The sequence below is a fragment of the Candidatus Burkholderia verschuerenii genome (genome assembly GCF_001189365.1).
Lineage (GTDB): Bacteria > Pseudomonadota > Gammaproteobacteria > Burkholderiales > Burkholderiaceae > Caballeronia > Caballeronia verschuerenii.
This window is the reverse complement of the sequence record NZ_LFJJ01000028.1, coordinates 14,823-39,386: the sequence shown is the minus strand read 5'-3', so window position 1 is coordinate 39,386 and position 24,564 is coordinate 14,823. Positions and strand designations below refer to the sequence as shown.

The 24,564-nt window shown below is 62.8% G+C and carries 21 protein-coding genes and 5 pseudogenes; 13 read left to right on the top strand and 13 right to left on the bottom strand.

The window, feature by feature from the left end:
• Window positions 1-87 precede the first annotated feature (87 nt).
• The 3 genes and pseudogenes from BVER_RS08230 to BVER_RS08225 all read right to left on the bottom strand — a co-directional run bounded on the left by BVER_RS08230 (window position 88) and on the right by BVER_RS08225 (window position 2,881).
• Window positions 88-837 carry a Crp/Fnr family transcriptional regulator gene (locus tag BVER_RS08230; protein ID WP_050452875.1) on the bottom strand — a complete coding sequence of 250 codons (750 nt, stop codon included), beginning with the start codon at window positions 835-837 and terminating at the stop codon, window positions 88-90.
• 439 nt (window positions 838-1,276) lie between these two features.
• Window positions 1,277-1,684, bottom strand: a complete 408-nt coding sequence (locus BVER_RS31300) for a hypothetical protein (protein ID WP_157055968.1) — start codon at window positions 1,682-1,684, stop codon at window positions 1,277-1,279.
• 161 nt (window positions 1,685-1,845) lie between these two features.
• Window positions 1,846-2,881, bottom strand: a pseudogene (locus BVER_RS08225) (DUF1839 family protein).
• 471 nt (window positions 2,882-3,352) lie between these two features.
• Between BVER_RS08225 and BVER_RS08220 the strand changes: the two are divergent.
• The 5 genes and pseudogenes from BVER_RS08220 to BVER_RS08205 all read left to right on the top strand — a co-directional run.
• Window positions 3,353-3,889: a GNAT family N-acetyltransferase gene (locus tag BVER_RS08220; RefSeq protein ID WP_050452874.1), complete on the top strand. Its 537-nt coding sequence runs from the start codon at window positions 3,353-3,355 to the stop codon at window positions 3,887-3,889.
• A gap of 207 nt (window positions 3,890-4,096) precedes the next feature.
• Window positions 4,097-4,504 (top strand): annotated as a pseudogene (locus BVER_RS33535) (glycosyltransferase); the annotation flags it as partial.
• 83 nt (window positions 4,505-4,587) lie between these two features.
• Window positions 4,588-5,229: a glycosyltransferase gene (locus BVER_RS33530; protein WP_232316442.1), complete on the top strand. Its 642-nt coding sequence runs from the start codon at window positions 4,588-4,590 to the stop codon at window positions 5,227-5,229.
• A gap of 524 nt (window positions 5,230-5,753) precedes the next feature.
• On the top strand, window positions 5,754-6,500 hold the full coding sequence (locus tag BVER_RS08210) for a FadR/GntR family transcriptional regulator (protein ID WP_050452873.1): 747 nt from the start codon (window positions 5,754-5,756) through the stop codon (window positions 6,498-6,500).
• Between the two features lie 101 nt (window positions 6,501-6,601).
• A pseudogene (locus tag BVER_RS08205) lies at window positions 6,602-7,404 on the top strand (Gfo/Idh/MocA family protein); the annotation flags it as partial.
• 70 nt (window positions 7,405-7,474) lie between these two features.
• Here BVER_RS08205 and BVER_RS08200 read toward each other — a convergent pair.
• From BVER_RS08200 to BVER_RS08175, 6 genes and pseudogenes are all read right to left on the bottom strand, one after another.
• Complete coding sequence (locus tag BVER_RS08200) at window positions 7,475-8,134, bottom strand: amino acid ABC transporter permease (protein ID WP_050452872.1); 660 nt, start codon at window positions 8,132-8,134, stop codon at window positions 7,475-7,477.
• Between the two features lie 134 nt (window positions 8,135-8,268).
• Window positions 8,269-9,068, bottom strand: a pseudogene (locus BVER_RS08195) (cystine ABC transporter substrate-binding protein).
• A gap of 148 nt (window positions 9,069-9,216) precedes the next feature.
• Complete coding sequence (locus BVER_RS08190; RefSeq protein ID WP_050452871.1) at window positions 9,217-10,239, bottom strand: quinone-dependent dihydroorotate dehydrogenase; 1,023 nt, start codon at window positions 10,237-10,239, stop codon at window positions 9,217-9,219.
• Window positions 10,240-10,324: 85 nt separating this feature from the next.
• On the bottom strand, window positions 10,325-11,152 hold the full coding sequence (locus BVER_RS08185) for an arginyltransferase (protein ID WP_050452870.1): 828 nt from the start codon (window positions 11,150-11,152) through the stop codon (window positions 10,325-10,327).
• 106 nt (window positions 11,153-11,258) lie between these two features.
• Complete coding sequence (aat, locus tag BVER_RS08180) at window positions 11,259-12,011, bottom strand: leucyl/phenylalanyl-tRNA--protein transferase (RefSeq protein ID WP_050452869.1); 753 nt, start codon at window positions 12,009-12,011, stop codon at window positions 11,259-11,261.
• 35 nt (window positions 12,012-12,046) lie between these two features.
• Window positions 12,047-12,592, bottom strand: a complete 546-nt coding sequence (locus BVER_RS08175) for an NUDIX hydrolase (protein ID WP_050452868.1) — start codon at window positions 12,590-12,592, stop codon at window positions 12,047-12,049.
• A 276-nt stretch (window positions 12,593-12,868) separates the two neighbouring features.
• On the opposite strand from BVER_RS08175, the gene BVER_RS08170 reads away from it, so the two are divergent.
• Genes BVER_RS08170 through moaE form a run of 3 tightly spaced genes read left to right on the top strand, consistent with a single transcriptional unit; the run spans window position 12,869 to window position 14,869 of the window.
• The gene (locus BVER_RS08170; protein ID WP_050452867.1) at window positions 12,869-14,116 is read left to right on the top strand and encodes a molybdopterin molybdotransferase MoeA; all 1,248 of its coding nucleotides are present in this window, start codon (window positions 12,869-12,871) and stop codon (window positions 14,114-14,116) included.
• Window positions 14,117-14,142: 26 nt separating this feature from the next.
• Window positions 14,143-14,400 (top strand): molybdopterin converting factor subunit 1, encoded by a 258-nt coding sequence (gene moaD / locus BVER_RS08165; protein ID WP_050452866.1) that lies wholly within the window; start codon window positions 14,143-14,145, stop codon window positions 14,398-14,400.
• Between the two features lies 1 nt (window position 14,401).
• Window positions 14,402-14,869: a molybdopterin synthase catalytic subunit MoaE gene (moaE, locus tag BVER_RS08160; RefSeq protein ID WP_050452865.1), complete on the top strand. Its 468-nt coding sequence runs from the start codon at window positions 14,402-14,404 to the stop codon at window positions 14,867-14,869.
• Here moaE and BVER_RS08155 read toward each other — a convergent pair.
• Window positions 14,866-15,411: a group III truncated hemoglobin gene (locus tag BVER_RS08155; protein WP_050452864.1), complete on the bottom strand. Its 546-nt coding sequence runs from the start codon at window positions 15,409-15,411 to the stop codon at window positions 14,866-14,868. The two genes, moaE and BVER_RS08155, sit on opposite strands and share 4 nt — an antisense overlap.
• 337 nt (window positions 15,412-15,748) lie before the next feature.
• Here BVER_RS08155 and BVER_RS08150 point away from each other — a divergent pair, with 337 nt between their 5' ends.
• From BVER_RS08150 to BVER_RS08135, 4 genes are all read left to right on the top strand, one after another.
• Window positions 15,749-16,240 carry an Rrf2 family transcriptional regulator gene (locus BVER_RS08150; RefSeq protein WP_050452863.1) on the top strand — a complete coding sequence of 164 codons (492 nt, stop codon included), beginning with the start codon at window positions 15,749-15,751 and terminating at the stop codon, window positions 16,238-16,240.
• A 219-nt stretch (window positions 16,241-16,459) separates the two neighbouring features.
• The gene (clpB, locus tag BVER_RS08145; RefSeq protein ID WP_050452862.1) at window positions 16,460-19,057 is read left to right on the top strand and encodes an ATP-dependent chaperone ClpB; all 2,598 of its coding nucleotides are present in this window, start codon (window positions 16,460-16,462) and stop codon (window positions 19,055-19,057) included.
• Between the two features lie 183 nt (window positions 19,058-19,240).
• On the top strand, window positions 19,241-19,585 hold the full coding sequence (locus BVER_RS08140; protein WP_050452861.1) for a helix-turn-helix domain-containing protein: 345 nt from the start codon (window positions 19,241-19,243) through the stop codon (window positions 19,583-19,585).
• The gene (locus BVER_RS08135; protein WP_050452860.1) at window positions 19,582-20,886 is read left to right on the top strand and encodes a HipA domain-containing protein; all 1,305 of its coding nucleotides are present in this window, start codon (window positions 19,582-19,584) and stop codon (window positions 20,884-20,886) included. The genes BVER_RS08140 and BVER_RS08135 overlap by 4 nt, the downstream gene beginning before the upstream one ends.
• A 62-nt stretch (window positions 20,887-20,948) precedes the next feature.
• Here BVER_RS08135 and BVER_RS08130 read toward each other — a convergent pair whose 3' ends face one another.
• Both BVER_RS08130 and BVER_RS08125 read right to left on the bottom strand, forming a co-directional pair.
• Window positions 20,949-21,497 (bottom strand): YidB family protein, encoded by a 549-nt coding sequence (locus tag BVER_RS08130; RefSeq protein ID WP_440588092.1) that lies wholly within the window; start codon window positions 21,495-21,497, stop codon window positions 20,949-20,951.
• 89 nt (window positions 21,498-21,586) lie between these two features.
• On the bottom strand, window positions 21,587-22,189 hold the full coding sequence (locus tag BVER_RS08125) for a ComEA family DNA-binding protein (RefSeq protein ID WP_050452877.1): 603 nt from the start codon (window positions 22,187-22,189) through the stop codon (window positions 21,587-21,589).
• Window positions 22,190-22,204: 15 nt separating this feature from the next.
• On the opposite strand from BVER_RS08125, the gene BVER_RS31295 reads away from it, so the two are divergent.
• Entirely contained in the window at window positions 22,205-22,531 is a 327-nt protein-coding gene (locus tag BVER_RS31295) for a hypothetical protein (RefSeq protein WP_198155198.1), read from the top strand.
• On the opposite strand, the pseudogene BVER_RS08120 reads toward BVER_RS31295, so the two are convergent.
• Window positions 22,528-24,563 (bottom strand): annotated as a pseudogene (locus tag BVER_RS08120) (transglycosylase domain-containing protein). The gene BVER_RS31295 and the pseudogene BVER_RS08120 sit on opposite strands and share 4 nt — an antisense overlap.
• Between the last annotated feature and the right edge of the window lies 1 nt (window position 24,564).

Genomic DNA, 24,564 nt, shown 5'->3' with positions numbered 1-24,564 from the left:
ATATTGCTTCTGGGAGTTCTGGGAAACACGATCTTCCGGCGGCCCCTTGCCACCCTTGACTTCGACTAATTCTGAAGGGCCGACTCATTAAACGCTGCTGGACTCGGACGCGGCTTCTTGCGCGCGCAGGCGCGGCAGCAGGCGATCGAACTCGCGTTTGACGAGCCCGTAGCATTCGCACGCGCGTGCTTCGAGTCCCGCGCGATCCACGACCTTGATGCAGCCGCGGCTGTGGTGGATCAGACCGGCGTCGTGCAGCTTGCCGGCCGCTTCGGTCACGCCTTCGCGACGCACGCCGAGCATGTCGGCGATCAATTGCTGCGTCACTTGCAGTTCGTTGAACGCGGTGCGGTCGATTTCGATCAGCAGCCAGCGGCACAACTGCTTGTTGAACGAATGATGCCGGTTGCATGCGGCCGTTTGCGCGACCTGCGTCAGCAGTGCTTGCATGTACAGCAGCATCAGGCGGCGCAGGAAGTCGGAACGGCCGAACTGCTCGCGCAGCGCCTGCGCGCTCATGCGATACGCGAAGCCGGGGCATTGCACCTGCACGCGCGTCGGCATGGTTTCGCCGCCGGTGAGCACCGGCACGCCCGTCATGCCTTCGCGGCCGACTGCGGCGATTTCGACGGAGCCGCCGTCTTCCATCGTGTGCAGCAGCGAGATGATCGCGGTCGTCGGGAAATAGACGTGATGAATACGCTGACCCGAATCACACAGCAATTGTTCCGTGCGAAGCTGGACGAGTTCGAGATGCGGAGTGAGGGCTTGCCATTCGTGCGCCGGAAGGGCGCCAAGCAGATGATTGCCGTGCAGGTCGGACTGAAGGGTCAGCATGATTGTTCTCTCTCTCGTAACGTCGCGCAGTGAGCTGCTTCACTTTTTATTACTGGCATGACCGTTCGACTTGCTTGCCTCGAGCAATCCGACAGCGCATTGCCAGCCCCGTAGCGTCCCGTCCGTGCTCTTGTTGATCTGATCGTCGGCGTCGGTCGGGCTGCGTGAGGTTAATAGCGAGGACTGTGCCAATCGACGTAACGTCAATGCCGGTGGGCATTCGTTACGACCGTAATCGATAGCGTCGGGTGCGGCGAATCGATTTCGTTTCATTCTTGAACATTGCTGGTCTTATGAATCCCTGCATGCGATATGACTTTGACTGTTGCGACCCCCCCCATGTGTAGGTATGGCATTTTCAAATCTACGTGCGGTAAGCCTCTCAGGGCATGAAGTAGGTACCTTGATGCCTACTATCGTAGGGACAAAGAAAAATGATTCATTCTTGTTCCATACCCTTGATCGCGTCATTCGAGCCGCGATTTTCCGTACACTGCCGAGGCAGCCAATCGAGCGCCAGAGGCCCTGTTTCAAGGGGTTTTATGCCTGTGTTCGAAAGGGTTGGTGCGGAAACGAAGATCTTGAGCATATCGCTTTTAGCAAGAAAGTCCCTTAAATAAAGGCATTTTACACAGATCAAATGAGGGTTGCATGAGCGGCCCTCGTGCGCCGGCCCATGCGCACGCCGCGCCAAACGTTTGCGCGTTTGGTAGCGGCAAAAGCGTGCCAGCGGCACTCCCTCGCGGCAGACTTCGCGCGCGATAAATGTTTCATCTCGGACAATTCGCTTCGGCGGGCATCGGTGGAACGCATGCAGGCCGCATGCAGCGTGCAACAGTTCACGCATCGAGACACAGGCGCGTCACGCGTGCGATGTATCGCTGGAGGATGGAGCAAGAAAAACCCTTAAAACAAGGATCGGAAGCATTTCCGAATCTTTCCGAAGTGAGTGCTTAGCGAAAGAACGTGGCATCAATACGGCTGTATTCGCAGCGCGCTTTCGACTGATCAACAGACGATATTCGCAAGCGGCGGCACCACGCGTTCGTAGGCGTCTTCCATCACATCGAATGACGCGTCGCAACGTTCGCTGCGGCCATGCGATAGCGCGCGCGAGACGGCATTGCATCACCATCGCTTCGCTTGCGACCTTACGCGCGCTCGTATGCGTCTGCACCGGAATATCGAAGCCCTGTTCGCGCATCCACTGCAGATAGTGCGCCAACAGTTCGAAGTTCGAGCCGAGCTGACGCATCACGTTGAACGCATAGAGCCGCGCAAACGATTCGCCGCGCTCGAGCATCATCTCGACATGCTCGGGGAATGCGGCGCGCCAGCGCGTGATCGGGTTGCTCGGCGGACGTCGCAGCAGATGCGCGCACAGAAGGTCGGCGGAGACTTCGGCGAGCGGCGTGCCGGTCAGTGCATCGCGCGTGCGCTTGACGAATTCGACGTGCGGAAAGAGTGCGTTGGCGTCGTTGGAATCGTTCGTGTGGGCCTTGAGCACGCCGTCGTAATCGTCGCCGTCGAGCAGGTGATAACCGGTGTGATGAAAGTAGCCCAGACGCCGCGCGTTCGGATCGATCACGTCGATGCCGATGGTCGTGTTCGCGTGCTCGCGATGGTACGAAATCGCGCGCGTATCGGGCAGATAGAACGCATCGACTTCGACGAGCACGGTGTTCGCGCGACGCGTCTGCACGAGCGCGCGTTCTTCGAGCGAATCGAATACGGAGAGCGGTTGAACCTGCAGACCGTAGAGCTTTTCGATATCTTCGGGCGGAATGCGGCCGAGCGTGAACTGATCGTCTTCGAAATCCTGCGCCACCGCAAAGGCGAGCGCGGCGCGCGGTTCGAAACCGTTGCCATGCAGCAGTTCGATCCACAAATCGACGGGGCCCGCGCCGTCCTGCCAGATGCGCTCGCCGCGATGCAGCGCATGCGCGTGATGACGCCGCGCCCGCATGCGTAAGGGATCGAGCGCGACGACGCGTGAACGACTCGTGCCCGACCCTGTCATACCGCTCGTGTGAAACGCGCTCATGCCGTTACCCCGGGCCGCGATGGCCGGTGCTGAATACCGCGCGCGAGCCGCGACTTTTGCGTGTTTTCAATTGTGTACGAGTTTGCGTATGACGCGCGTTCGATGGCGGTATGCATTGTGATTTTCCCATGAAGGCGCCGGGTGCTGCGAGCGCTAATCCACTGCTATTCGACTGTCCAGATCGCTAATTGTTACGTTCGCAATATGCGCGCGCATGCCATTAGTGCCCGCTGCGCGCAGTAAGTTGCGCAAGCAGGGCCAAAGGTGGCGGGCAAGATCATTGCGGAGTGAATCGGTGTCCTTTCCCCGGGACGCCGCTTCGTGTGATGGGCCCTATTTGACGGGCCCGCAAGGCGTAACGTCGGTGCGATGGCGCACGGAATACCGGCGGGCCGGGACGTAACGTTCGATCATGGCGCAAGCAGTAAAAGAATACGCAGGCTCGAACCTGCCAAGCATCGGAGAAGAACAATGAACTGGAAAACCCTGGATTTCGAACAACTCACGGCGCGCGAGCTTTATCTGATTCTGCGCGCGCGCAGTGCGGTGTTCGTCGTCGAGCAATCGCATGTGCATCTCGATCCGGACGGTCGCGATGAAACCGGCGTGCATGTGTTCGCCGCCGAAGACATGTCGCGCTCGATGCCCGTGCTCGCCTACGCGCGTATCCACGAAGGCGATGCGGAAGATCCGGAGGTGTTCGTCGACAAAATCCTCACGAGCCCGCTGCGCCGCGGCGACGGCACCGCGCACGCGCTGATCGAACGCGTGCTCGCGGTCGCGGCAGAGCGTTGGCCCGGCCGTGGCGTGCGTCTCACCGCGCCGGTAAGCCTGCGCGCGTTTTACGAAGCGTTCGGCTTTCGAAAGACCGAAGGTCCGTTTCTCGAGCAGGGCATGCCGTATATCGGTCTGACGAGAAAGAGCCGTCAGGCGCGTGAAAAAGCCGGCAACGGCAAGTTGCATGCGTCGGGTCCGGACGCGTTCGCGAACACCTACAAGTTGCTGTAAGCGCGCGCGCCTGCCTCGTCTCGCGCAGGCACGGAATCACAGAAGAACGAGAGCCCCGGCGCACGCGGCCCGTTCAGTCCAGGCCGATACGACGGCTTCGACCCGAGCGGCTCGCGCGCGAGCGGAAAACCCCGTTATTTACGGCATTTCATCGCACGCGACGTCATCGGGCGCGGGCGCGAAACAGGCTACGGCATCGGCACCTTCATGCGAATAGTTCACCTCGCCAACCACGCGCAGACGATCGGCAACGGCACCGTCAACATGATGGTGGACCTGGCCTGCGTGCAGGCGCGCATGGGGCAGGAGGTGGTCGTGGCGTCGTCGGGCGGCGGTTTCGAGCCGCTGCTGCGCCGCCACGGCATCACGCATATTCCGTTGCAGCAGTCGCGTCAGCCGTGGCGCGTGCCGTCGATGATCGCGGGCTTCAATCGTCTCATCGATCGTTTCGATCCCGACATCGTGCACGCGCACATGATGACCGGCGCGCTGATTTCGCGGTTCGGCAGCATGCGGCGGCGCTTCGCGCTCGTCACCACGGTGCATCACGAACTGCAGAAAAGCGCCTCGCTCGTGCGCGCGGGCGATTGCATGGTCGCGGTGAGCAGCGCCGTCGCGCAGACGCTCGAGGAGCGCGGCATCGGGCCGGAGCGGCTTTCCGTGGTGCTCAACGGCGCGGTCGGCGTGCCGCGTCTATTGTGCCGTCCAGCCGCGCGGCCGGTGCGTCTCAAGCATCCGAATATCGTCTGCGTGGCGGGGATGTTCGCAGAAAAGGCATCGCCGATCTGCTGCACGCGTTCGCGCTACTGCGCCGCGAGTCCGCCGATGCGCGCGAATCGCTGCCGGAGCCGTCGCTGTATCTCGTCGGCGACGGGCCGGATCGCGCGGCGATGGAAACGCTCGCGAGCGAACTCGGCGTCGCGTCGTACGTGCATTTCACCGGCTACGTCGACGACGCGCGGCCGTATTTCGCGAGCGCCGACGTATTCGCATTGATATCGCGACAGGATTCGTGTCCGCTCGTGATCGCCGAAGCGCGCGAAGCCGGCTGCGCGATTCTTGCAACGGACGTGGGCGGCATTCCAGAAATGCTCGACGACGGCGCGGCAGGCGTGCTGGTGCCTGCTGCGGGCGACACCGCGCAGATCGCGGCGAAGCTGCGCTGGCTGCTGCTCGACTCGCAGGCGCGCGGCCGTTTCGCCGCGCGTGCGCAGGAGAATCTGGAACAATTGTCGGTCGAACGCGTGAGCGGCGAATACATGGCGATTTATCAGCACACGCTGGCCGAATGCAATTCGATGCAGCGTCGTCAGTTGCGTCTCGATGCACGCCGCACGTAAGCATTCGATAAAACATTCGAACTACGTCGCGTAAGCGGGAACTAAAACGAATACGCGCGAAAGTAGTGAAGCGTTCAAGTAGTTTTGACCGCGTGGGTCATACAAAAGCGAAGCGTCATCAAGCGAGCGTTCGCGTTCGCACAGAAAGCATACGAGATGCTTGCTCAAATGCGAGCATGACGGGTCGGAGGATTGGTTACGACCGCAATTATTGAGTTTGCCGCGCCCGCGACGCCCCGATTCTTCAGTTTCCCTGATGAATCGCGTCGCGGGCGCGGCGCGAGTGCAGAGCACGCGAACGAAGCGGTAAAAACAGCACGGCAAAACCGGTGCAATCGTTCATCGATTCAGAGGGAATACCCTGTCAGGAAATTCCCAACTGGTTTTCGAAGCAGCGAAGACGCAACGTAGCAAGCACGACGAAGGGGCCGAGGGGCTTGTCGTGCCTGAGCGCATGGGGCGCGCGCGAGCGATGCAAGAGAGAGATACACGGGCTAAGGACAGGCGGATAGGGGAGAAGCGAGATGGATGAAAACAAAGAGCGATCGCTGGTGGCGAAGGTCATGGACGGACTCGTCTCCGGCATCGTCGAGCAGAAGTACGGCGCAATATTGCCGCCGCAAGACATTCTCTCGAAGGAGTTCGACGTAAGCCGCACCGTCATGCGCGAAGCGCTGTCGATGCTGCTCGCGCGTCATATGCTCGATGTGCGGCCGAAAACCGGCACGCGCATCCGGCCGATGAGCGACTGGCGTCTGATCGACGAGGATGTGGTGAGCTGGCGTTTCCGCGCGAAACCGGATCAAACGTTCCTACGCGATGTAATCGAATTCCGCATGCTGATCGAGCCGCGCGCTGCAGCGCTTGCCGCCGCGCGCGCGACGCCGGAGGAAATCGCCGGCATTCGCGATGCGTTCGATGCGCTCTCGCGTCTGCAAGTCGGCGAGCCGGATTATCAGGCGGCCGACGAAGCGCTGCATACGCGGATCGTTGCCGCCAGCGGTAACCAATTCTTTCGCCAGATGACGGCAATCGTGCGCGGCGCGCTGATGACGGTGAATCCGATCGTCGACGGCATCGAAGCCGTGCGCGAGGCGACGCTCGCCGCGCAGCGCGGTGTGGTCGAGGCGATCGAGGCGAAGGATCCCGCCGCCGCCGAAGCCGCGACGCGCACGCTGGTCGATCTCGCCGCGGAAGAAGTGGGTCGCGCGTTCTCGTTGGAGCGCACGAGCCCGCAGCTGCCGACCGTCGATGCTCAGGCCGGCGCCTGAACGAAGCATCGGATGATCCGCTGAGACGATAAAGCCGGGACCGCTCCCGGCTTTATTGCTTCTTGCACGTCCGGCGCTTTCCGCGATTCGGTTCGACGCGAGACGCGCTGCTCGCCAACATCGACGCGCTCTACATCGCGACGATGCAGGACAGTCATCCGGAGTACGCATTGCGCGCGTTCGCCGTGGGCAAGCCGGTGCTGTGCGAAAAGCCCGCCGCCGTGAATGCGCGCGCGCTGCAACGCATGATCGATGCCGCGCGCGAGTCGAAGCTGCTGTTCATGGAGGCGATGAAACCGCCTTTCTATCCGCTGTACCGGCGTTTGCGCGAACATCTGCAGAGCGATCCGATCGGCGAGATCGGGCTGGTGCGCGCGGGTTGCTCGATGGCGAACGTGCCGCTCGATCATCCTTCGTTCTCGCTCGAGGCGGGCGGCGGCGCGCTGCTCGACATCGGCATCTACGAAGCCTTTCTCGCGGTCGACTGGCTCGGCGAAGCGCTAGACGTGCAGACCATCGGACGTCGGGCAGCACGGGCGTGGACGTGTTCGCGAGCCTGAACGTGCGCCACGAGCGCGGCATCGCGCAACTGTTCTGCGGGCTCGACATGCAAGGACGCGGCGATGCGCTGATCGGCGGCACGCTCGGCACGGTGACGATCCACGAGAACTGGTGGAACCCGGCGCGCGCGACCATCCATTACACCGACGGTCGCACGATCGAACTCGACGAGCCGTTCAGCGGCGGCGGCCTCAATTACGAAGCCGCGCATTTCTGCGAGCTGCTGCGCACGGGCAAGACCGAAAGCCCGGTGATGACGCACGCTACGTCGATGCGCATGATCGCGATGATCGACGCCGCGCGGCGCGATCTGAACCTGCGCTTTCCCTTCGAAGACGAATGACGCAGCGTCATGCAAGAAGCATTAAAGGCCGCGTTTCAGCGGCCTTTAATGCCATTCGTGACGACAGCAATCAATGGCGTCCGGGTAGCGCGAGACGTTTTTCGAAGCGTCGTTGCACGAGTTCGAGCACGCTGCACAGCACCCAGTACACGAACGCGGCCGCGAGATAGAGCGGCAACGGCTGATAGGTCGCGGCGATCACTTCCTGCGCAGAACGCAGCAGTTCGGTCACGGTGATCAAGGACACGAGCGACGTGTCCTTGATCAAGCTGATGAGGCTGTTCGACAGACTCGGCACCGCGATGCGCAGCGCCTGCGGCCCGATCACATAGCGCAGCGTCTGCGCGCGCGACAATCCGAGGCTATACGCCGCCAGCCATTGCCCGCTATGCACGCCGAGAATCGCGCCGCGCATGCTTTCCGACAGATACGCCGCGACATTCGCCGACAGCGCGATCACGCCCGCGGGCGTCGGCTCCAGCGAAATCCCCAGACTCGGCAAGCCGTAATAGATCACGAAGATCTGCACGAGCAACGGCGTGCCGCGCATCACGCTCACATAGCAGCGTCCGATCGCGATCAGCGTCTTGTTGCGGCTGATGCCCATCAACGCGAGCACGATGCCCGCGATGAGGCCGAAGAACATCGAAAAGATCGCGAACTTGATCGTCAAGAGCGCGCCTTGCGCCAGCGCGGGCGCGGACTGAACGAGCAGTGAGGTCGTGGACATTTACAGGAAGCGGTAACGGATCAGACGCACGGGGCGAAATAATCGGCACATCATAAACCGGGCGGCAAAAGAGAAGGGCGGCATCGCATCGATGCCGCCCTCGGTGAGCCGCTCGAAACCAAGCGGCGACAGCCTTACTTCGCGGGCTTGGTCACGTCGATGCCGAACCACTTGTCGGAAATCTTCGTGAACGTGCCATCGGCTTCGAGCTGCGTCATGGCATCGGCGATGGCCTTGGCGAACTTCGGATTGCCCTTCTTGAACGGAATGCCCGACGGATTGCCTTCGCCGACATTCGAGCCCGGACGCAGCGGCAGATTCGAGTTCTTCGTCAGATACGCGAGCATCAGGCGATCGTTCAGCGCGGCGTCGAGACGGCCGGCGGCGAGATCGCGCAAATATTCCGGCGCGCCCGGATACGTCTTCACGTCGACGCCCGGCACGGCCTTCGCCATGTCCATATAGTTGGTGCCGAGCGCGACGCCGAGCTTCTTGCCCTTCAGATCGTCGAGCGACTTGAACTCGCGCGTATCGTCCTTGCGCTGAATCAGCTGCGCGTTCGAGTACGTGTAGGCAGGCGAGAAATCGAGCGTCTGCTTGCGCGCATCGGTGATGCCGACCTGGTTCACGATCACGTCGAACTTGCCCGCCTGCAAGCCCGCGATGATGCCGCACCATTCCGTCGTGACGAATTCCGGCTTCACGCCGAGCTTGGCGGCGACCGCCTTGGCGATATCGACGTCGAAGCCGACCAGTTCGCCGTTCTGCGCTTTCGAGTTGAACGGCGGGAAGGTGCCTTCCAGACCGACGCGTAACGTGCCGCGCGCTTGACCTGATCGAGCAGATCGTCCGCGTGCGCGGCGGTCGTGACGGCGGTGAATGCCGCGCCGATCAGGCTGGCGGCGACGAGCTTCTTGAGCGTGGACAGTTTCATTGGGTTGTCTTCCTCTTGTTGGGCGCAGTCGTCGGCCACATCGTTGACTTTCGGCTGCGATCGATCTGTGCGGCGATCATAGTGAAAATGCAATCGCCGCGTCATATCGTTTGTTCATGTCTATATGCCCCATACCACCGATGAGGGGCTACGCCAACGCCTTGACACACTCCTTGACGAGCTCCGGCCCGCGATAAATCAGGCCCGTGTAGAGCTGAACGAGCGACGCGCCCGCGGCGATCTTGGTGCGCGCATCCTCGCCGCAGAAAATCCCGCCGACGCCGATGATCGGCACGTCCGCGCCCACTTCCGCGCGCAGCTTGCGGATCACGTCGTTCGACGCGTTGAACACCGGCTGGCCCGACAGGCCGCCCGCTTCGTCGCCATGCTGCATGCCGGCGACAGCCGTACGCGAGAGCGTGGTGTTGGTGGCGATCACGCCGTCGATCTTGTGAGCCAGCAGCGTGCCCGCGATCGATTTGATCTGCTCGTCGTCGAGATCGGGCGCGATCTTGAGCGCGAGCGGCACCATCTTGCCGTGCAGGTCGGACAGACGCGCCTGCTTGTCCTTCAGCGCGCCGAGCAGCGCATCGAGTTCGCCGGCGCCCTGCAATTGGCGCAGATTCTTCGTATTCGGCGACGAAATGTTGATTGTCACGTAACTCGCGAACGGATAGACGCGTTCGAGGCAATAGAGATAGTCGTCGGCGGCGCGCTCGATCGGCGTGTCCGCATTCTTGCCGATATTGAGCCCCAGCACGCCGCGAAAACGCGCCGCCTGCACGTTGGCGACGAACTGATCGACGCCGCCGTTGTTGAAGCCCATCCGATTGATCAACGCGCCCGCCTCAGGCAAACGGAAGATGCGCGGACGCGGATTGCCCGGCTGCGCGCGCGGCGTCACCGTGCCGACTTCGATAAAGCCGAAACCGAGCGCGCCGAGCCCGTCGATGCACGCACCGTCCTTGTCGAGTCCGGCGGCCAGGCCGACCGGATTCGGGAACAGCAGGCCCATTACGCGACGAGGCGAATCGGGGCCATGCGTGGCGAGCAGCTTGGCGACGCCGGTACGTCCCGCCGCGCCGAGCATGCGCAGCGTCAGGTGATGAGCGTCTTCCGCGTCCATCTTGAACAGATGCGAGCGCGCGAGCGGATAAAGAGAACTGAACACGTAGAGAAACCCCGCGTTGGCGTTTTTTTGAGACCGCTATTTTAACGGGTTCGCGCGGAGGCACCGACCGGGCGGGTCGGGCGACTTACTTCGGCTGGCTGGAGTTGTGCGTGCGGCCCGGCATCGGCAGCATGCCGGCGGAGTGGGTCGTGAGCGGATCGAGCACCGACCAGCGGCCGTCGACGAGTCCTTCGAGCGGGCAGAAATTGGCTTTATAGGCCATTTTTTCACTCTCGCGAATCCAGTAGCCCAGATAGACATGCGGCAGATCGAGACTCTTGGCCTGCTCGATCTGCCAGAGAATATTGAAGGTGCCGTAACTGGTCTTCGGCAGATCCGGTTCGAAGAACGTGTACACCGACGACAGACCGTCGCCGAGAATGTCGATCATGCTGATCATGCGCAGTTCGCCGGGCTGATCGGGCGTATCCGGCGCGCTCGGTTCGCGAAATTCCACCAGTCGCGAATTGATGCGGCTTTGCAGCAGAAACTGTTCGTACTGGTCGCGGCTGTCGCGATCCATGCCGCCGCCCGCGTGACGCGCCGACTGATAGCGCATATAGAGCGCGTAGTGCTCTTCGTCGTAATGCAGCGGCGCGACGCTCGCGACCAGATTGCCGTGCTGCTTCCACACGCGGCGCTGCGACCGGTTCGGCGTGAAGCGCGCGACCGGCACGCGCACCGGCACGCAGGCGCGGCAGCCGTCGCAATACGGCCGATAGGTAAACACGCCCGAGCGCCGGAAACCGGCTTTCACGAGTTCGGTGTAGACGTCGGAATTGATGAGGTGACTGGGTGTGGCGACCTGCGAACGTGCCACGCGGCCTTCCAGATAACTGCAAGGATAGGGCGCTGTTGCATAGAATTGCAGCGCGGAAAGCGGTGACAGCGGCAGATCGTTCGGATGTGTCACTTATTGGCTCTCAGTGGCCCGGGCGGGCTCGCGTTGTACTGCGCGTTTTGACTTTGCCGGTACGGCTGCGCACGCGGCCTCAGCGCGTGCATCGGTGCATTCCGCGTCACGGCGCGGGCGTCGGCGGATGGCGTTCCAGCATGTCCAGCAGCACCGACTTGTCGAAGCGCCAGGGAATCTGCGGCTCGCGCACGGCCTGCTTCAGATGCGCGACGAATTCGCGGCGCGGAATCTCGCGGCCGCCCAGCGACGCCAGATGCGACGTGTTCTGCTGGCAGTCTATCATCTCTATTTTGTGGCGGCGCAAGTGTCCGACGAGTGCCGAAAGCGCGATTTTCGACGCATCCGTCTTGTGCGCGAACATCGATTCGCCGAAGAACATCCGCCCGAACGACACGCCGTACAAGCCGCCCACGCGCTGGCCTTCGTACCACGTCTCGATGCTGTGCGCCTGTCCCGCGCGATGCAGCGTCGAATACGCCTCGACGATTTCCGACGTGATCCACGTGCCGCGCTGGCCGAGACGCGGCGTGTCGGCGCATTCGCGCATCACGGCGGCGAAGTCGTCGTCGACGCGCACTTCCGAGATTGGATCGCGGGCGACGCGCTTGAGCGTCTTGCGCAGCGAATCCGACAGCTTGAATTCCGCCGGCTTCAGCACCATACGCGGATCGGGGCTCCACCACAGCACGGGCTGGCCATCGGAATACCACGGAAAAATGCCTTGCTGATAGGCGTCGTGGAGCCGCGCGGGCAGCAGGTCCGCGCTTGCCGCGAGCAGCCCCGGCGCACCGCTCGATGCGCTCAGCGCGCGGTCGACGGGCGGAAACGGGTCGTCATGGGCGAGCCAGGGAACCATGGGCGATTATCAGGCGATCGGGCGCGAACGGCGCGTCAGCCGTCGCGCAGCGAGCGGAAGATATCGCCCGTATGCAGCGTGAAATTGCCCGCCGCGCGATCCGCGAAGTAAAAGCGCAGCGTCTGCCCGACGGTCGGGAAAGCGATTTCGTCCCAAGGGATTTCATGTTCCTCGAAGAGCTTCACTTCGAGACTTTCCTCGCCCGGATCGACGTCGATATCGAGCAGTCGCGCCAGATAGAAAATATGCACCTGATGCACGTGCGGCACGTTCAGCAGCGAAAACAGGCTCTGGATTTCCACCCGCGCGCCGGCTTCTTCCAGCGTCTCGCGCGATGCGCCTTCGCTGGTGGTTTCGTCCATTTCCATGAAACCGGCGGGCAGCGTCCAGTAACCGTAGCGCGGTTCGATCGCGCGGCGGCACAGCAGCACCTTGTCGTCCCAGACCGGCACCGTGCCGACCACGTTGCGCGGATTCTGATAGTGGACGGTGTTGCAACTTCCGCAGACGAAACGCTCGCGGTTGTCGCCGGGCGGAATGCTCAGGCTGACCTCATGGCCGCAGACGGAACAGAATTTCATGGAAATGGACGTGGGAAGTGTGGTGCGAGTGTATCACTCGATAGGACGGGTTTTTGAGGCAGCGCGGTGTATCGCGCCTATGCCGTCCGGTCGATGGGCGAATGCGGGCGGATCGGGTATTTTTGATAGCGTTTCAGCACAGATGCCAGGCGCGGCCGTCGATCGTCGCGCTCGTTACAATAGTTGCTTGCTCCCACTGTCTTACTATCGATCCACCGCGCGCCGCGCGGGACACCGCTCATGTCATCTACGTCCGCCGCTTCATCCCGTCCGCCGATGCTGGCCACCGCCGAAGCGCTCGGCCTCCTGCTCGACGCCGCGCGCTGCGTGGCGGAACACGAACGCATCGACACGCTCGATGCCGCGAATCGCGTGCTCGCTGAAGACGTGGTGTCGCCGCTCGACGTCCCGCCGATGCACACCAGCTCGATGGACGGCTACGCGGTCCGCGCCGCCGATCTCGCGAGCGCAAGCGATGCCGCGCCGGTCGCGCTAACCGTGTCGCAGCGCATCCCGGCGGGCCACGCGGCCGAACCGCTCGCGGATGGCACCGCCGCACGCATTTTCACCGGCGCGACGGTGCCGCCCGGCGCGGACACGGTGATCATGCAGGAAATGGCCAGCGCATCGGACGATGGACGCGTGGCGTTCGCGCAGACGCCGGCCGTCGGCGAATGGATCACGAAGCAGGGCGCGGATATCCGGCGCGATTCGGTGATTCTGCCCGCCGGCACGCGCATGACGCCGCAGGCGCTGGGTTTCGCGGCATCGGTCGGCTGCGCGACGCTGGCGGTGGTGCGACGTGTGCGCGTGGCGATTTTCTTTACCGGCGACGAGTTGCGCATGCCTGGCGAGCCGCTCGCGCCCGGCGCGATCTACAACTCGAACCGCTTCGTGTTGCGCTCGCTGCTGGAAAAGCTCGGCTGCGACGTGTCGGATCTGGGCATCGTGCCGGATCGGCTGGATGCGACGCGCGAAACCTTGCGGCGCGCGGCGCTCGGCCATGATCTGATTCTGACCTGCGGCGGCGTGTCGGTCGGCGAGGAAGATCATGTGAAGCCTGCCGTCGAAGCCGAAGGGCGCATCAATATGTGGCAGATCGCGATGAAGCCGGGCAAGCCGCTCGCGTTCGGCGCGATGCGTCGCGGCGAAGCGGCTGGCGGCGATCCGGGCGATCTCGGCGAGGCGTTTTTTATCGGCTTGCCGGGCAATCCGGTGTCGAGTTTCTGCACCTTTCTGCTGTTCGTGCGGCCGTTTTTGCTGCGACTCGCGGGCGTGGACAACGTCGCGCCGCGCTTCTATTCGATGCGCGCCGACTTCACGCAGAAGAAGGGCGACCGTCGCAACGAATTCCTGCGTGCGCGCGTGAACGAGGCCGGCGGTCTCGACGTCTTCCCGAATCAAAGTTCCGCCGTGCTGACGTCGACCGTCTGGGGCGACGGACTGATCGACAATCCGCCGAATCACGCGATCAGCGTGGGCGAGACGGTGCGCTTCATCCCATTTTCAGAATTGATGCGCTGAGGACCCGCGCTAAGGACTTGCTGTACATGAAGATCGAACTGAGATTTTTCGCGAGCGTGCGCGAGGCGCTGGGCGTCGCGAACGAAACGGCGAGCGTGCCGGACACGGTCGTCAATGTCGGCGATGTGCGCGCCTGGCTGCGCATGCGCGGCGGCGTCTGGGCCGAGACGCTCGCGGAAGGCCGCGCGTTGCGCCTGGCCTGCAATCAAGTCATGACGGATGCCTCGCAGCGCATCACCGATGGCTGCGAAGTGGCGTTTTTCCCGCCGGTCACGGGCGGTTGAGATGAGCGCGCCCGCCAAAATCCGCGTGCAGGAAGCCGACTTTGACATCAGCGCCGAAGTCGCCGCGTTGCGCGCCGATAACCCGAAAGTCGGCGCGGTCGCGTGCTTCGTCGGCACGGTGCGCGATCTCAACGAAGGCAGCGCCGTCGAAACGATGGAGCTCGAGCATTATCCCGGCATGACCGAAAAGTCGCTGGAAGGCATCGCGCAGCAGGCGCGCGAGCGCTGGCCCGGTTCCGACGTGCTGATCGTGCATCGGGTGGGCAAGTTGAAGCCGCTCGACCAGATCGTGCTGGTCGCGACCACGGCGATGCATCGCGCGGCTGCGTTCGAATCGTGCGCCTTCGTGATGGACTATTTGAAGACGCAGGCGCCGTTCTGGAAGAAGGAAAAGACCGACGCGGGCGAGCGCTGGGTCGATGCGCGCGAATCCGACGACGCCGCCCTGACGCGCTGGACTTTGCGCTAGTCGTCCCGGTCGGCGGATTTGCCGATGAACTTCGCCGGAAACGGCTCGCCGGCCGGGCGGTCCGGAAAGCGCGCTTTCGGTTCGTCGCCGACGAGCTGACGCCGAAGCGCATCGAGCAATTCCTGCTGTTCGGCAGGAATCTGGTAATCCCAGCCGAACTTGCTCAACTGCAGACTGTGCGCGATCCGTAAGGCCGGTTCCATAAACTGTACGGCGGCGGCCGGCTCGTAGCGCTCCTCGACGATACGCAGGAACAGCGACAGCCAGCGCGCGAAGTGGCGCGGCTCGATATCCTCGATCGGCCGATGTGCCTCCTGCACATTGCCGCGATACTGCTTCGAGCCGAGCACGAGGCTGGACCAGAAGCGCGTCATCGTGGCGAGATGCGCGTCCCAGCGGCCTTCCAGACGACCGGCGAAGATCGGTCCGAGCAGCGGATCGTCGTCGACGCGGCGGTAGAAGGCTTCTACCAATGCGCGGATGTTGGCTTCATCGGGCGTGCGGTCGCGCGGGGTATCGTGGTGAGATTGAGGCGAGGTCATGACGGCAAACTTTGTTGCAAACAAGAGCTAAACATGTGACGAGACGGGTTTTTTGCTTACGGTAATCATCAATATGACGCAAAATGGCGCGAGCGCGATCGAGCGCCGGTTCCGTGAACGAGGCCGGCGGTCCCCGCGCCTCTTAAATGTCCGGAAACTGGCGTTTTCCACCCTGCGCCGATCATCATCGCGTGCCGATATTAGGTCCAGAAGGACGCACGCGCAGGAGCATCCCTTGCCATCGCGCGGACTTTCGACTGCTTGCGAGCAGACGCCGCCATCCAACGCCAAAGACTAATCGCCGCGCTTCGAGCGCCGCCAAACTCATAAAAACATCATGCGACTGACCGATTACACCGATTATTCGCTGCGCGTATTGCTCTATCTGTCCGTGCGTCCGTCCGGCCTGTCGACGATTCAGGAAATCTCCGACGCCTACGGCATCTCGAAGAATCATCTGATGAAAATCGTCCAGCAACTGGGCGAACTCTGCTGGGTCGAAACGGTGCGCGGCCGTAATGGCGGCTTGCGTCTCGCCGAGCACTCGGCCGCGCTGACGATCGGCGATATCGTCCGCAAGACCGAAAGCGACTTTGCGCTGGTCGGCTGCTTTGCGGACGCCGGCGAGCATCGCGGCTGCGTGATCGAATCGCAATGCCGGTTGCGTGGCGTGCTCGCCGCCGCGCGCAACGCGTTCCTTGCCGAACTCGACAAACACACGGTCGGCGAACTCGCGCATCCGGCCGGCGAACTGGCGCGGCTGCTCGGCATCATCCCGATCATGCCCATGCAAGCTTACGCGCTCGTGCCGAGCGGCGCAACCAACTGACCCAACGCTTCATCGATTCTAGCGGCGCTCAGGTCGCGCCGTCGCTTCGCGAACGAAACGTGGACGAGACGGTCTTTCTCATGCGGCCGGCCCACGCGCCGTCTTTCCACCGACAAATAGATAAACGCGAAAAAAACGCGCAAAATCGAGCAAAACAGCGCTTGAAACCGGCAAAAAGCGCCTCATTTTGGCTGTATTCAGAATTGGGGCTGTCAAAAAATGAGAATCAACAAACTTACCACCAAGTTTCAGGAAGCGCTTTCCGACGCTCAAAGCCTGGCAGTCGGACAGGACAATCAATATATCGAGCCGATTCATCTGCTGGCGGCGCTGATCGCCCAGCAGGACGGCTCCGCGCGCTCGCTGCTGTCGCACGCCGGCGTTCAGGTGCAGGCGCTGCAAACCGCGCTGAACGACGCCGTCGCCCGCTTGCCGCAAGTGAAGGGCACGGACGGCAACGTACAAGTGAGCCGCGATCTCGCCGGTCTGCTGAACACCGCCGACAAGGAAGCGCAAAAGTTCAACGATATGTACATCGCGAGCGAAATGTTCCTGCTCGCGGTCGCCGACGACAAAGGCGAAGCGGGCCGCATCGCCAAGCAGCACGGCCTCACGCGCAAGGCGCTCGAAGCTGCGATCAACGCGGTGCGCGGCGGCGCGCAAGTGAACAGCCAGGACGCGGAAAGCCAGCGCGAGGCGCTCAAGAAGTACACCGTCGATCTGACCGAGCGCGCGCGTGCCGGCAAGCTCGATCCGGTGATTGGCCGCGACGACGAAATCCGTCGCTCGATCCAGATCTTGCAGCGTCGCACGAAGAACAATCCGGTGCTGATCGGCGAGCCGGGCGTGGGCAAGACGGCGATCGTCGAAGGGCTGGCTCAGCGCATCGTCAACGGCGAAGTGCCGGAAACGCTCAAGGGCAAGCGCGTGCTGTCGCTCGACATGGCGGCGCTGCTCGCGGGCGCGAAGTATCGCGGCGAGTTCGAGGAGCGTCTGAAGGCCGTGCTCAACGATATCGCCAAGGATGAAGGGCAAACGATTGTCTTCATCGACGAGATTCATACGATGGTCGGCGCGGGCAAGGCCGAAGGCGCGATGGACGCGGGCAACATGCTGAAGCCCGCGCTCTCGCGCGGCGAACTGCATTGCATCGGCGCAACGACGCTCGACGAATACCGCAAGTACATCGAGAAGGACGCGGCGCTGGAGCGTCGTTTCCAGAAAGTGCTGGTCGATGAACCGTCGGTCGAGGCGACCATCGCGATTCTGCGTGGCTTGCAGGAAAAGTACGAACTGCATCACGGCGTCGAGATCACCGATCCGGCGATCGTCGCGGCGGCGGAACTGTCGCATCGCTATATCACGGACCGTTTTCTGCCGGACAAGGCCATCGATCTGATCGACGAAGCGGCGTCGCGCATCAAGATGGAAATCGATTCGAAGCCCGAAGAGATGGACAAGCTGGAGCGTCGCACCATCCAGCTGAAGATCGAGCGCGAAGCGGTCAAGAAGGAGAAGGACGAGGCTTCGCAGAAGCGTCTGCAACTGATCAAGGAAGAAATCGAGCGGCTGAATCGCGAATATTCGGACCTCGAAGAAATCTGGACCGCCGAAAAAGCGACGGTGCAGGGCAGCGCGCAACTGAAGGAAGAGATCGAGAAGGTGCGGGCGGATATCACGCGTCTGCAGCGCGAAGGCAAGCTCGAAAAGGTCGCCGAATTGCAGTACAGCAAGCTGCCGGAACTCGAAGCGCGTCTCAAACAGGTGACGCAGGCCGAATCGCAGGAGCAGGCGAATCCGACGCGTCCGCGCTTGCTGCGCACGCAGGTCCGTGCGGAGGAAATCGCGGAAGTCGTGTCGCGTTCGACGGGCATTCCCGTGGCGCGCATGATGCAGGGCGAGCGCGAAAAGCTCTTGCAGATCGAAGCGAAGTTGCATGAACGCGTGATCGGTCAGGACGAAGCGATCGGCGCGGTGGCGGACGCGATTCGCCGTTCGCGTGCGGGCTTGTCGGATCCGAATCGTCCGTATGGTTCGTTCCTGTTTCTCGGGCCGACGGGCGTCGGCAAGACGGAACTGTGCAAGGCGCTGGCCGCGTTCCTGTTCGATTCGGAAGATCATCTGATCCGTATCGACATGAGCGAGTTCATGGAGAAGCACAGCGTCGCGCGTTTGATCGGCGCGCCGCCGGGATACGTCGGTTACGAGGAAGGCGGTTATCTGACCGAAGCCGTGCGTCGTAAGCCGTACAGCGTGATTCTGCTCGATGAAATCGAGAAGGCGCATCCCGACGTGTTCAACGTGCTGCTGCAAGTGCTCGACGACGGACGCATGACCGATGGACAAGGCCGCACCGTGGACTTCAAGAATACGGTGATCGTGATGACATCGAACCTCGGTTCGCAGGTCATTCAGGGCATGGTCGGCGAGCCGCAGGAAGCCGTGAAGGATGCCGTGTGGGAAGAAGTGAAGCTGCATTTCCGCCCGGAATTCCTGAACCGGATCGACGATGTGGTCGTGTTCCATTCGCTGGATCGTCAGAACATCGAGTCCATCGCGAAGATTCAGCTGGCGCGTCTGCACGATCGCCTGGCCAAGCTCGACATGCAACTCGATGTGTCAGATGCGGCGCTGGAGCAGATCGGCAAGGTCGGCTACGACCCGGTGTTCGGCGCGCGGCCGTTGAAGCGCGCGATTCAGCAGGAGATCGAAAATCCGGTCGCCAAACTGATTCTGTCGGGACGGTTCGGGCCGAAGGACGTGATTCCGGTCGATGTCCGCGACGGGAAGTTCGAGTTCGATCGCGTGGTGCATTGAGGTTTTTTCGGTGTGATGGAAGGGCAGCGGAGGTTCGCCGCCCTTTTTTTGCGCTGAAAAATCCTTGCAATCGCAGGGATTTATCGTGATTCACGTTGCCAATCTCAAAATCCTTGCGATTGCATAGATTCTATTGAGTCTCTACAATACAGCGTTGCAATCCATGCAATCGCAAGGATTTTCATGGAATTCGATATCAGACGCGCCAGCGACATAGGCGTCGCCGTCCGCGCGGCGCGCAAGGCGCAACGACTTCGTCAGGATGATGCCGCCGGCAGTATCGGCGTCAGCGAAAGCTTTCTCGGCAAGGTCGAGAACGGTGCGGAAGGCGTTTACTGGGGCAAGTTGTTCCAGGTGCTCGAAGGGCTGGGCATTCATCTCGTCGTCGATGTGCCGAACGGCGCGGGCGAGCTTTTCACCAGAGAAAAGATGGGTCTCTACGAACGCGCGGCGCGGGCGGAGCGTCGTCGCAAAAAGCAGGAGTCCGGGATGGATCGTGATGCCATCGCGACGCGTGAGTTGATCTGATCGCGAGCATTAACGACGTTCAGGTCGGCGTGCTCAAGGCGGACAACGACATCTGGTCGTTCGGCTATCTTCCGTTGTGGCTCGACAGCGCGGACCGCTATCCGCTGAGTCCGGCGTTGCCGCTTCAGAACGAAACGAATCGCGACGGCAGCACGCGCCGTTCGGTGCAATGGTATTTCGACAATCTGCTGCCTGAAGAAGGCCAGCGCATTCTGCTCGCGCGCGACGCCAGTATTCGCGACGAAGCCGACGCTTTCGCGTTGCTCGCGCATTACGGCGCGGAATCGGCCGGTTCAGTGACGCTGCTTCCTGCGGGTTTCGCGCCATTGCGCGAGTCATCCGACCGGCCGTTGAGCGACGATTCGCTGCAATCGCGCATCGACGCATTGCCGCGCCTGCCGCTCACGCACGGGGCGATCAAGCGCATGTCGCTCGCGGGCGCGCAGCACAAACTTGCCGTGATCCTGCGCGACGACGGCCTTTTCGAACCGGCCGGGCGCACGCCGTCGACGCATATCCTCAAGCCGAATCATCAGGACAACGATGACTATCCGCACTCGGTGATCAACGAGTGGTTCGTGATGAAACTGGCGGACAAATTGCGGCTCGATGTTCCCGGCGTGCATCGGCGATATGTGCCGTCGCCGGTTTATCTGGTGGATCGATTCGATCGCGTGCGCCGGACGGACGAGTGGCAGCGCATTCATTCCATCGACGCGTGCCACTTGCTCGATCTCGCGCGAACCTTCAAATACGAGCAGGGCAGCGTCGAGCGGCTCGCCGAACTCGCGGCGCGATGCCGGAATCAGGCGCTGGCGCGCACGCGGCTGTTTTCATGGCTCGTCTTCAACGTGCTCGTCGGCAACTCGGACGCGCATCTGAAAAATCTGAGCTTTTTGGTGTCGAAGAGCGGGATCGATCTCGCGCCGTTTTACGATTTGCTCAGCGTCGCGACCTACGCCACGCCGGCTTATCAGAAATCGGAATGGCCGCATCGCACGGCGTTCGCGTGGGACATTCTCGGCGCGCGTTATTTCGAAGATTTCGATCGCGACTTGATGCTGCGCGCGGGCGAAGGTCTCGGCATCGCGCGCAGAACGGCGGAGCGATTGCTGGACACGTTGACGAAAGCGATCGATGCAGCCGCCGCCAGTCTGTACGAACAGGTCGAACAGGAAAACGCGGCGATGCTGACCGAACGGCCGCATCTGGCCGCGACATTTGCCGGTGAAATGCGCTGCTTGCGCACGATCCGCTACACGATCATCGCGGATTCGGTGCGTCGGCTGGCGCCGCTCTAAAAACAAAAACCCCGCAGGGCGCCAACCCTGCGAGGTTTTCCATCCATCAAATCAGGCGAAACTCAGCCCTGTTTCGGCTCTTCGCTCTTGCCGAACAAACCCGCCAGACCGCCCAGCGAACCGAGCACGCCCGTCAGATCGAGTTGGCCTTCCGGCGGCACCTGACCATTCGGCGTCGCGCGATCGACGATATGCGGCAGCACCGCCGCGAGCATGCCCGACAGCTGATCGCCCGACACGCCTGCCTTCTGCGCCAGCGCGCCGACATTGTCCTGACCGAGCACATTGGTCAGCGTGCCCGGATCGATCGGCTTGTTTTCGCCGCTGCCGATCCACGATTGCACGACATCGCCCGCACCGTGTTGTTGGAAACGTTGCAGCAGGCCCATCAGGCCGCCCGGCTGGCTGTTGATGAAGGCCATCGCCGCGGCGATCAGCGCGGCCTGGCCGCCTTGCGGCTGGTTGTTCTGTTGCGACGAGTTGCCGAGGGTGGAGGCGAGGATATCGAGTAGGCTCATGGCAGTCTCACTACGAGAGGTTGCGGGGTGGGGTTCGCGCGCGACGTTTCGCTGGAACGCGAATGAAACGGCGCGCGCACGACGCTTGGTGATTCGATACGACAGATGCTCATCGTGAAGCGGCGATTCAGGCGCTTGGACCGCGACGGCTCGGCGTCGCGGCGCGCGCCTCTTGGAAGCGATTACTGGCTTGCGGCAGCGGCGCTCGCGGCCTTGTCCTTCTTGCTGCGCTTGGACTTCGTCGGCTTCGCGTCGCTGGCGGTGGACGTGCCCGAGGCCGCGTCGCTCGCGGATGCCTTGCTCTTCTTCTTCGATGCTTTCGTGCTCGATGCAGGCGTGGCGGCCTGCGTCTGCGTCGTGGTCGCGGCGGGCGATGTAGCGCCGGTCGCCGTTGTCGACGATTTGACCGTCGAGTTCGGCGCGGCGCTACCGCCCGAGGAATTCGACATCGGATTCGTCGTGGTGGATTTCGCCGACGCGGTGGCGCTCGGCTTGGTGCTCTTGCCCGTCGGCGGCAGCGACGATCCGCCGATGGTCAGACCGTTTTGCTCCAGGTTCGCCACCGATTTCTGGCCGAGACCCTTGACGCGGTTGGCGAGATCGTCGGCGTCCTTGAACGGACCGTTCTTGGTGCGCTCGTCCACGATCGCTTTCGACTTCACGGGACCGAGACCCTTCACCGAATCGAGCGCGGCTTCATCGGCGGTGTTGACGTCGACCGCGGCGAACGCATGACCGACGGACAGCATCAACGCAAGGCACAGCATCAGCAGCTTTTTCAGCATGACGGCACTCCAGGCTTGAAAGAAAAGAATGACGAATTGATAAATTCCGGCCTTTTCGAGGACGATGTCGTAAGCATAGGACAAATCCGCGTCCGGAACGATGACGGCTCGCATTGTGCACGACCCCACAGCGCGCACCACGGATCCGCACAATCTTTAACGTTGCGACACGTCGTCAGGATGACGCGGCGTGAATTCTTCTGCCCGGCGACACCATTTCGCGGCAGGACGCTTCGTGCTGCCAAGATTCGCAAACGATTCACGCATCATTTCGCCGCGCTCGATTTTGTTGCCGATGTCGATGGCGGCGTCGCGTTTTTGGCGAACGCACCGCGCACTTAGAAACCAACGGCGTCGATCACGTCGCCGCGCGCATCGACAAGTTCCAGCCGATGCCGCCCCGGCCACGGCAGCCACGCCGCGCGGGCGTTGCGCCCGTAAGGCTTGCCGTCGAGCCGCCACGCGAGCGCGCCATTGCCCGCGCGCTCGAACCAGACGCGCTGCCGGGCCGGCGGAATATCCGGATCGAGCGCGAAAATGGTGCCGTCGGTCGGCGAGCCGATGCGCGCCGCTTGCGCGTCGGCCGCCGCAACGCTCCTTGCCGTTCTGGCCGACGCGGTCAGCCCGATACTGCGCATCTGCGTGCCGGTGACGAACCATTCGTCGCGCGCCGGTTCGATGTCGTCCTGATACGCGACGCGCGTCTGCGTGACGCCGGCAGGTGCATCGGGCGCGCGGCGGCCGAGATAATTGACGAGCGCGGTCCATACGGGCGCGGCGCCGGTGACGCCGGACACGTCCCACATCGGCGTGCCGTCCGCGTTGCCGACCCACACGCCGATCGTATAGCGCGACGTGAAGCCGACCGCCCAGTTGTCGCGCATGTCCTTGCTGGTGCCGGTTTTGACGGCGCTGAAACTGCGCGTCGCGAGCACGCTGTCGAAGCCGAAGGTGCGGGTGCGGGCGTTGTTGTCGGCGAGGATATCGGTGACGATGAAGCTCGCCTGCGCACTGAAAATGCGCGTGCCGTCGGCCTTGACCGGGCGATCCGCGAGATCGGTGAACGGCCGCGCGACGCCGCCGTTCGCGATCGCGCGATACGCGTTGGATACGCGTTGGCGAGCGACGCCAGCGTGACATCGGCGCTGCCGAGCGCGAGGCTGAAGCCGTAATAATCGCCCGCCTGCGTGAGCGGCAGGCCGAGCGCGACCAGCGTCTTCGCGAAACGATGCGGCGTCACCATGACGAGCGTGCGCACGGCGGGCACATTCAGCGACGAGCCGAGCGCGGTGCGCACGCTCACCCAGCCCTTGAAATCGTGATCGTAGTTTTGCGGGATATACAGACCGCCGCCCGTGGCGAGATCGAGCGGCGCATCGTCGAGCAGCGACGCGGCGGTCACGCGCTTTTCGTCGATGGCCTGCGCGTAGAGGAAGGGTTTGAGCGTCGAGCCGGCCTGACGTCGCGCGAGCACGGCGTCGACTTCCGGCGCGTTCGATAGCCCGCCCGCCGACCCGACCCACGCCAGCACATCGCCGGTGCGGTTGTCGATCACGACGGCCGCCGCATCGTGCACGTTGCGCGGATGCGCCCGCGCGTTCAGTTCGGCGAGCGTGCGCGCGAGCGTATCGCTGAAGCCGCGTGTCAGCACGAGTTGCGCGTAGCTATCGAGATTCGCGCACGGATCGGCCGATGCATCGCGTTTGCCGTGCAGCGCGCGCATGTCGCGCAAAATCGTACAGGCGCGCGCGCTCACCTTTCCGTACGACGCATTCGGCGCACGAATCAGCGCGGCAGCAAGCGCCGATTCGCGTTCGTCGAGTCCGGACGGCGCCTTGTCGAACAGCGTCTGCGATAGCGCCGACAAACCGACGATCTCGCCGCGAAACGGCACCAGATTCAGATATGCCTCGAGAATCTGATCCTTGCGCCACGACCGTTCGAGCCACAGCGCGCTGATCGTCTGCTCCGCTTTTTCGCCGATATTGCGGCGTCCGGGCGCTTTGCCTTCGTCGTCGATGAGACTCGTCAGCTGCATCGTCACCGTCGATGCGCCGCGCGTGCGCGTGTTCCACAGATTGCCCCACGCCGCCGCCGCGGCGCCGCGCCAGTCGACGCCCGCGTGTTCATAGAAGCGCTTGTCCTCCGATACGACGATCGCCTCGCGCAGCGCCGGCGAGACATCCGCGAGCGCGATCCAGTCGCCGCGCCGCGCGCTCGTATCGATGCGCGTGCGTTGAAGCGGCGTGCCGTCGCGCGCGAGCAGCACCCAGTCGGAACTGCGCCACTTCGCGCGCACATCGTCGAAGCCCGGCGCGGCGTGCGCGACCGCGCTCAGCATCGCTGCGATGACGAAGGCGGCGGCGCGCTTCATC

Coding starts and splice junctions, on each gene's coding strand:
- BVER_RS08175 (WP_050452868.1), bottom strand. CDS start 12,592: ATGAAATTCTGTTCCGTCTGCGGCCATGAGGTCAGCCTGAGCATTCCG.
- BVER_RS08155 (WP_050452864.1), bottom strand. CDS start 15,411: ATGACCTCGCCTCAATCTCACCACGATACCCCGCGCGACCGCACGCCC.
- BVER_RS08150 (WP_050452863.1), top strand. CDS start 15,749: ATGCGACTGACCGATTACACCGATTATTCGCTGCGCGTATTGCTCTAT.
- BVER_RS08200 (WP_050452872.1), bottom strand. CDS start 8,134: ATGTCCACGACCTCACTGCTCGTTCAGTCCGCGCCCGCGCTGGCGCAA.
- BVER_RS08220 (WP_050452874.1), top strand. CDS start 3,353: ATGAACTGGAAAACCCTGGATTTCGAACAACTCACGGCGCGCGAGCTT.
- moaD (WP_050452866.1), top strand. CDS start 14,143: ATGAAGATCGAACTGAGATTTTTCGCGAGCGTGCGCGAGGCGCTGGGC.
- BVER_RS08125 (WP_050452877.1), bottom strand. CDS start 22,189: ATGCTGAAAAAGCTGCTGATGCTGTGCCTTGCGTTGATGCTGTCCGTC.
- clpB (WP_050452862.1), top strand. CDS start 16,460: ATGAGAATCAACAAACTTACCACCAAGTTTCAGGAAGCGCTTTCCGAC.
- BVER_RS08170 (WP_050452867.1), top strand. CDS start 12,869: ATGCTGGCCACCGCCGAAGCGCTCGGCCTCCTGCTCGACGCCGCGCGC.
- BVER_RS31300 (WP_157055968.1), bottom strand. CDS start 1,684: ATGCGTGAACTGTTGCACGCTGCATGCGGCCTGCATGCGTTCCACCGA.
- moaE (WP_050452865.1), top strand. CDS start 14,402: ATGAGCGCGCCCGCCAAAATCCGCGTGCAGGAAGCCGACTTTGACATC.
- BVER_RS08140 (WP_050452861.1), top strand. CDS start 19,241: ATGGAATTCGATATCAGACGCGCCAGCGACATAGGCGTCGCCGTCCGC.
- BVER_RS08230 (WP_050452875.1), bottom strand. CDS start 837: ATGCTGACCCTTCAGTCCGACCTGCACGGCAATCATCTGCTTGGCGCC.
- BVER_RS08210 (WP_050452873.1), top strand. CDS start 5,754: ATGGATGAAAACAAAGAGCGATCGCTGGTGGCGAAGGTCATGGACGGA.
- aat (WP_050452869.1), bottom strand. CDS start 12,011: ATGGTTCCCTGGCTCGCCCATGACGACCCGTTTCCGCCCGTCGACCGC.